Below are 6,693 nucleotides of genomic sequence, written 5' to 3'. Positions count from 1 at the left end.
GAAAGATATGGCAGTATTAAAGGAATAAATTTTTTAACGATCCATAAAGCTAAAGGTTTGCAGGGGGAAGTATGTGTGATCTTTGATGATAGCAAAGCTCATATAGGACACATTTTAAGAAATGAAGTTTATAAATAGATTCCCTACTTCAAATATAGTTATGATCAAGCTATGATCGATGAGTCATATCGTTTGGCATATGTAGCTATAACACGAGGGATAAAAAGAGTATTCTGGTTTGCACCAAAAGGAAGTGATGGGGCATTCTCTCATTTTCGGTAAGGAATGAGAGGGTTTCTAGCCCTCTCTATTTCTATTGATAGATTCAGCATTTAGATTCGTATCGTTCAATTTTACTATATTCTATAAATATTAACAGGATGTTGAACAATATCCTGTTTATCATTACATGTAGTTGAAGAGACCTGATTGGCAATGCTGATATTAGGAATAAATGACATCGATGTTTGTAACAATAAGAGTAAAACAAACGCAAGAAATGTTCTAAGGAGAAGTTCATGCGTCATTTTAATACATGTTACCTTACGATTTACTCCATCTCTATTTTTTCGAACAGCACAAAGATTTTCAACAATTAAATTTTTTTTGTATGCATCTCCGGCTCCCCCCCAAATTCTAACTAAATCTATCGTGTCGATTCTATTGGAAGCTGAAACTTTTAAGGTATTAAAAGCCCATAATGCAGCTCTAAGCAAATTAGAAAGTGCATACACAAAAATTGCAAATGACAAAAAATCCACAAAGGCATTATTTCCACCACTACTAATAATACCGGGAACTAACGAGACTAATACAGGAGCAAGAGCAGTAATAGCTGTTAAATATATTGCAGCTTTACTCTCAGCTCCTACTCTTCTTTGATTTTCTAATTCATTGAGTTTTTTTGCCTCATCAAGGGCTAGTTCACTTTCATTTGTCCAGTCAGTATTTTTAATAATTAAGATATCATTATCCAGCTTTTCTTGATCTTGTCTTATTTCTTCACTATTCAGTTCAACTAAAACTGGCCAAAAGAATTCTCTGATATCTTCAAAACTCATATCTACCGATCCTCATAAGTTCATCGACTATAGAACTAGCAATAGGAAGACCTGTCTGGTTTTCTATCCATGCCCATTGACCGTTAGGATTAATTTCTAAAAACCAAAAAACATCATCTTCGTCGCAAATAAAATCTATTGCCCCAAATCGAAGATTAAGTGATTCGACTAGATCTATACACTTAGAACTCAATGATGTAGGTAGCTCTAAAGGTTTATGTTTTAAGTCAATTCGAGACCCCTTGCGCCAGTCTACCTCTGTTTCTTTATGGCTTTGGGAGTAAATTGCAACAGAAAAAACTCTTTTCCCAACTACTGTTACTCTAACATCAAACTTTTTTATTATCTCATGCTGAACTATAATAGGTACCAAAGAAAGTGAACTCGAATCGGTCTCATCTAGTTGACCTAATCTGTTGGTAAAAATGATACTTTCAGCATCATTATTTATAAATAGAGCTTATCGTAAAGGCTTAGCAATCATTTGAAAGCTATTGCTACAACTTTTTATTTCTTCAAATGAATTAGTGATGGTTGACTCTGGAATATTAAAACCCAAACGTTTGGCAACGACCAGTTGCTTTGGTTTATCTTCAGCTAAAATTATATTAGTAGGCGAGCAAAACCAAAAAGAATCAAGTCGCGAATAAAGACTCTTAAGGAAACTATTCCATTCTCCCTGAATGTAATCAGCAATACCAGGATCAGTTATTGAGGCAGGAACTTCGGGATTCCCAGGTCTACGAAAGTAGGCGGCTTTAACATCGATACCTTTTATTGTATTTCCATTAATAGATATACTCCAATCCATAAATGATGAATCTGACATAGAACAGTATGATCTTGGCAAGTCTTCTGTATTAAGACGGAAGTACTTGATGCCTCGTTTTTTTAACTCAACCACGATATAATCCATAGTTATATCGCGCTTATTAGTCACCAACAATATCATTAAATTAAACCTTCCCTTTGGTGATCATAAGTATGCATAGAGAAATCCTCATCTCTTTCTACTGAAACAAACGTTTTAATAGATAACTCCAGAATATTTCCTGCACACCAGTTATCATCGTCTCGTTCTTGAATTGTATCTGTTTTGGTCATTAACTCTAATAGGTGGTTCATACTTAAATCGGAATCATCCCTTTCTAATTGAGCCTCTGTTTTAGTGGTTAATTCAAGCATAGAAACTGATGAATCATCATCGCTTTCTTGCCTTACTTTAGTTTTAGTTACTGTCTGTGTAAGAGTATATTTAGAGATTATTGGGATTTCTTTACTGTCCTCTTCAACTACCCAAAGATCTTGCTCATACGAGTACCAACCGGGAATGTTTTCCCCCTCTGTTCTCTCGGTAGCGAATCGAGCCAAAAACGGTAAAGCCAAATTATTACTTTTCATTTTATGCTCCATAGAGATTTAACGAGCCAAAATATTTAAAGAATTCAAAAGTTGAGTGTCGAGTGTTTCAGTTGCAGGAATAGGTAATCCGTTCGCAATACGGTAATTTTTCACAGACTGCCTCGTAGATGGTCCCATTATGCCGTCAATATTCCCATTGTAAAATCCCTTGTCCAGTAATGCGAACTGAACACGCATGATTAAGCGCTTACGCTTCTCTGTAGCAGAAGTAAGCCCATTACTTGCACGGTTAGCTTCTGTAGTCCCAACTGAATTCGTAGTAGTAGAGTTAATATTGTCGTTAGAACGAAGCGAACGCACAGAGGAAGAGGACGATGAGGAACTTGTTCCTGAACTTGAAGACCCAGATGAACTTGGTGAGCTGTATGTTTTTGGATAATAGGGAGTGCTGCCACCATAGTACCCGCCACCTGATGATGAACGGTGAGAACTATGGCTCCGATGGGAGCTATGACTGCGATGCCCTGCAATGTAGAATGGAACTTCGGTGTTAAGTGGGGCTATCACTAAATCATGTTCATTAAGAGTCATACCAGGCAAATCACTTGCTCCGGTAGATGAATCACTTGCCCATACAGAATTATTGAGTGCCAAAAACCCCGGAAGTAGAGCAGCAAAATTAAATTTTTTCATAAAATTGGTCTCGGTGGTTGATGAAAACGGCCCGTTGAAGAACTGAAATAACCAGCACAGGAAGACTTCTGAGTGCATTCATCACATTCTTTAGGATAGTAATTTTTCCAATCAGAGATCGACTGAGCAGCAAGCTCCCAGGCTCTTTCAGGAAGATGACACAAAGGATAATTAAAAATTGTTAGAGGTATACCTGACCTGTGTGCAGCGTCTATAGCGGAGGTTATTTTCTCACTATAGCTGCTGTGTTCAATGAAGATTGTTGACCAGTTTTTTCGCGCCCAACCGATAGATTCCAACCCCATAAGGGAAATCTGATTGATGTTGGAGAAAACACGGCCAACGAACTCTACGATGTCATCCAATTCCGTATAGTTAGCCAGTGTCGGAATAACTCTAAGTTCGATATTAATCCCTGAGTTCCCTGCATTGATTAACCCCTTAACCGTTTCATTAAATGCGCCATCACTTCCTACCAAATGATCATGCACAAGTGGTCTTGATGAGTAGAGCGGTATACCAAAGGTGATTTTTATCTTTTTACTTCGCTTTGCCATTTCATGAGTAAAGTTGGTATCAGCAAATTTGCGTCCATTTGTTAAAACATGCAAAGCAGTATCTGGTGAATTCTCGATGATAAAATCAATGAAGTTAAGGAAATCATCTCCATACAGCAAAGGTTCACCACCGCTGACCCCAACTACTCCATTCAACCCAAATGAAGCGATAGCAAGAGCTGATTGGGTAAGTAGCCAGTCATCATTTGATTTCTTTGGTGGCTGCGAACAAAAGAGACACAAGTTATTGCAGCGTTCCGTTACTAAGACAGTATTATGATTGGCTCTGCGGGACAGAATAACGCGGATCATATTGCCATTGTTAATTACCCCAATATCTCCATCTTCAATTGACTCAAATAATTCAGTGCTAATAACAGAGTAATCAAAGCATGGTAGAATGGCATCATTATTGCTTTCAGCAACTACCAGCAAATTGGGCAAAAAGAATAAAGGGTTCACTGGTTTTTGTTTGCATAACCGATAGAACCCTGTGGGCACATTCTTTTTTGAAGCAAAATGAAAGATATCGTTCCTGATAACCTCAGACATATGCCCATCCTTTTAGCATCTCAGCCTTCGGACCACCTTCTGAGATGCAGTTCATCAGATACCTGAACATCCCCTTGTGATACTGACAAAACGTTGAACGACTCCTATCACCGACAGGCTCACCCTGTACACTTATGTTCTGGCATGGATCTGCACCGCAAAATGGTTGATATGCACATGTATCACAACCCGGCAGAGCACAATTGAACGATGAACTCAACACTGCGTTATAATAAGGACTCTTAGAAAATGATAGCGTTTTAACCTCACCCGCACTGAACTCCGTTTCAGGGTTCACCTTCTGCAACATACGGCTCTCATCGCTACCATATACTCGACCGTCATAATTGAAAAGAATACTGTTAAGCACGACCCCGCTTGGCGACTTTAAATCCGCATAACCACTAAAGCCGGGATTGAAGATCCTTTTCAGATGAATGGAGGCCGAATGTTCCACAACCCTTATCCCTTCATTATTCATCTTGAGAATTTCATCTATCAACGAGGCATAGAAACTGAAGTATTCCTCCATAGAAAATGTGAACGATGCTTTTTGTGCAAACCCATAGGGACTGACAGGTCGGATAAACATGTCCTTGATGCCAAGAGACAAGTGAGCCTTGACAATCGATTCAGGATGCCTAATGAGATCTTTAGTAACTGTAGTAACCGTTGCAACGCGACCAGCGCCTAAAGACCGTTTGATAGCCTCTACCCCTGACACTGTTCTACTGTACGCAAGCCCATGACCAAGAATTCGATTACTGTTGTGAACAACTTCCTCACCATCAAGCGAAACAGAGAACGTTATGTTCCTATCTCTCGACCATTCAAGCATATCCTCATTCAAGACAGACAGGCTTGATGCTACCACCATCTCAAAATCGGTGCTTCCCAGCGTTTCAGCACATTGCTCATAGATAGACTGAATTAAATCGAACCGCAAGAGTGGCTCTCCACCCTGTATCTCTATCTTGTAAGGTGGAGTTGATAGTTTTTTGATAGTAGAAATGATATCAGGGATGAGAGCGGGATCTAAATCATAACCAGAGGCGTTCACTGAAGCTCGACTGACCTGACAATACTTGCAGGTATGGTCGCAACGTAATGTGGGCACAATCATGAAAATTGGCCTGATGGCCAGTTCATTCATCAATCGTTTTGCAAAAGCAGAACTTAAAGCATAGGGAGCAATAGCTGATGAGCTTTCGTTGGTTATGAACAGCTTGCTTTCAAGTGCGTTTGATTGTTCCGCACTGATTTGCTCATCAGAAAGATCAAGCAGCTCTTGCTCATCAATGAAGTGATGAAAACCAGCGAGGTTGCTTATAAACACCTGTCCATTAGGCAATCTGTCAAAATTGAATGGCATCAATTCCATCACGAAAGCCTTTCATCGACACTGCGAAGCACTTTATGGACAATAGAATCTCTCAACGCCCCCGTTTTATGCTGTAGTTTTTCTCGCAAAGCATAATCATTCAGCAGCCTCTCGAATTCATAGAGGCATTCGGGACCATCGTTTTCAAAAGAGATTGTCCAGGAGGATATATCTTCACAAAGTTTCCACTGAGTAAGCGAAGTCATCCAGTACAGGCTATTGCGTATAACCCATTCAGAATAAACATCTTTTTTTAACGTCCTTTCGCACATTGCCATTGCCTCACAAAACTAATAATCACAATCAGCAACCGCTTTAAAGCGGATTTTTCCTATAGAAATGAGGATACACCATTTAATAAATATGTTACAAGATGTTAGCATCTGAATGGCGATTCCGAAAAATGATGCTGCTTATCCTATGAAAATCAATAATGCTTTCTGATTCTCATATGCAGCTTGCACCGGCAAACAGCTAAGAAGCTAAGAAGCTAACATGACGTTAAAACGCACGGGTTTCAAAGAGTTGTTAGTGGCTCATAGTATGAGATGTATGCCTTCAGCAATCACAATGCGAAAGGATTCTATACTGACTTATTCGAAGAAGCGTTGGCCAGTATCCTTGACATCATTGATGTCAAGGAAGCCTACACCCACTTTCAATACCTTGAGCAACCTAGAAAGATGAGAGCTGGTGGGGGTGAGGATGAAAATTTAACTTCTTATGTGAAGATAAGTATGGGTGCATTTTTTATGAACGCAAACAGAAATCAGAAACTACAAGCGAATGATACATCAGCACTTTCCATTGTCAATTAACTAATTGATATATAAGGTTAAAATTTGTTAGACCTATGAACTATATCCTATCGACTATTAGGATGCTTACATGGTCTGCGGCAGACTAGGTTAAACTGGGCGATTATGCTATAAATTCATTTACGACTAATTGAAATAGTGTCAGGAAAGGAAATATTATGAAGGATATTACGCAAGTGAAAAATATCAACCCTAAAAATCCAGAAAATAATAACACCCCCTCTGAAAAGGTAAATACCGAAGAAATAAAACAGAACTTTATTTTAGGA

9 protein-coding genes are annotated in these 6,693 nt (G+C 38.9%); 1 reads left to right on the top strand and 8 read right to left on the bottom strand.

Features of this window, described 5'->3' with window-relative positions; translation table 11 throughout:
• Window positions 1-356: 356 nt before the first annotated feature.
• The 8 genes from INF61_RS22585 to hxsD all read right to left on the bottom strand — a co-directional run bounded on the left by INF61_RS22585 (window position 357) and on the right by hxsD (window position 5,878).
• Window positions 357-1,061: a hypothetical protein gene (locus tag INF61_RS22585; RefSeq protein ID WP_023279396.1), complete on the bottom strand. Its 705-nt coding sequence runs from the start codon at window positions 1,059-1,061 to the stop codon at window positions 357-359.
• A complete protein-coding gene (locus INF61_RS23000) occupies window positions 1,051-1,434 on the bottom strand; it encodes a hypothetical protein (protein WP_227413538.1) in 384 nt (127 codons plus the stop codon). Before INF61_RS23000 ends, INF61_RS22585 begins: the two co-directional genes overlap by 11 nt.
• 87 nt (window positions 1,435-1,521) lie before the next feature.
• Window positions 1,522-2,013: an MvdC/MvdD family ATP grasp protein gene (locus tag INF61_RS22995; RefSeq protein WP_370553239.1), complete on the bottom strand. Its 492-nt coding sequence runs from the start codon at window positions 2,011-2,013 to the stop codon at window positions 1,522-1,524.
• The gene (locus INF61_RS22575) at window positions 2,013-2,462 is read right to left on the bottom strand and encodes a hypothetical protein (RefSeq protein WP_000841452.1); all 450 of its coding nucleotides are present in this window, start codon (window positions 2,460-2,462) and stop codon (window positions 2,013-2,015) included. The genes INF61_RS22995 and INF61_RS22575 overlap by 1 nt, the downstream gene beginning before the upstream one ends.
• A gap of 18 nt (window positions 2,463-2,480) precedes the next feature.
• Window positions 2,481-3,116, bottom strand: a complete 636-nt coding sequence (hxsA, locus tag INF61_RS22570) for a His-Xaa-Ser repeat protein HxsA (RefSeq protein ID WP_024136428.1) — start codon at window positions 3,114-3,116, stop codon at window positions 2,481-2,483.
• A complete protein-coding gene (gene hxsC, locus INF61_RS22565; RefSeq protein WP_000005562.1) occupies window positions 3,113-4,225 on the bottom strand; it encodes a His-Xaa-Ser system radical SAM maturase HxsC in 1,113 nt (370 codons plus the stop codon). Before hxsC ends, hxsA begins: the two co-directional genes overlap by 4 nt.
• A complete protein-coding gene (gene hxsB, locus INF61_RS22560) occupies window positions 4,218-5,606 on the bottom strand; it encodes a His-Xaa-Ser system radical SAM maturase HxsB (RefSeq protein ID WP_007705390.1) in 1,389 nt (462 codons plus the stop codon). Before hxsB ends, hxsC begins: the two co-directional genes overlap by 8 nt.
• A complete protein-coding gene (gene hxsD / locus INF61_RS22555) occupies window positions 5,606-5,878 on the bottom strand; it encodes a His-Xaa-Ser system protein HxsD (protein ID WP_000333417.1) in 273 nt (90 codons plus the stop codon). The genes hxsB and hxsD overlap by 1 nt, the downstream gene beginning before the upstream one ends.
• 276 nt (window positions 5,879-6,154) lie before the next feature.
• Here hxsD and INF61_RS22550 point away from each other — a divergent pair, with 276 nt between their 5' ends.
• Window positions 6,155-6,424: a hypothetical protein gene (locus INF61_RS22550; RefSeq protein ID WP_086544496.1), complete on the top strand. Its 270-nt coding sequence runs from the start codon at window positions 6,155-6,157 to the stop codon at window positions 6,422-6,424.
• The last annotated feature ends 269 nt before the right edge of the window (window positions 6,425-6,693 follow it).

The organism is Enterobacter cloacae complex sp. P18RS, assembly GCF_014982105.1.
GTDB lineage: Bacteria > Pseudomonadota > Gammaproteobacteria > Enterobacterales > Enterobacteriaceae > Enterobacter > Enterobacter hormaechei_C.
This window is presented reverse-complemented; position numbering and strand designations above follow the sequence as displayed.

Coding starts and splice junctions, on each gene's coding strand:
- INF61_RS22585 (WP_023279396.1), bottom strand. CDS start 1,061: ATGAGTTTTGAAGATATCAGAGAATTCTTTTGGCCAGTTTTAGTTGAA.
- hxsA (WP_024136428.1), bottom strand. CDS start 3,116: ATGAAAAAATTTAATTTTGCTGCTCTACTTCCGGGGTTTTTGGCACTC.
- INF61_RS22550 (WP_086544496.1), top strand. CDS start 6,155: ATGTATGCCTTCAGCAATCACAATGCGAAAGGATTCTATACTGACTTA.
- hxsB (WP_007705390.1), bottom strand. CDS start 5,606: ATGGAATTGATGCCATTCAATTTTGACAGATTGCCTAATGGACAGGTG.
- INF61_RS22995 (WP_370553239.1), bottom strand. CDS start 2,013: ATGATATTGTTGGTGACTAATAAGCGCGATATAACTATGGATTATATC.
- INF61_RS22575 (WP_000841452.1), bottom strand. CDS start 2,462: ATGAAAAGTAATAATTTGGCTTTACCGTTTTTGGCTCGATTCGCTACC.
- hxsD (WP_000333417.1), bottom strand. CDS start 5,878: ATGTGCGAAAGGACGTTAAAAAAAGATGTTTATTCTGAATGGGTTATA.
- hxsC (WP_000005562.1), bottom strand. CDS start 4,225: ATGTCTGAGGTTATCAGGAACGATATCTTTCATTTTGCTTCAAAAAAG.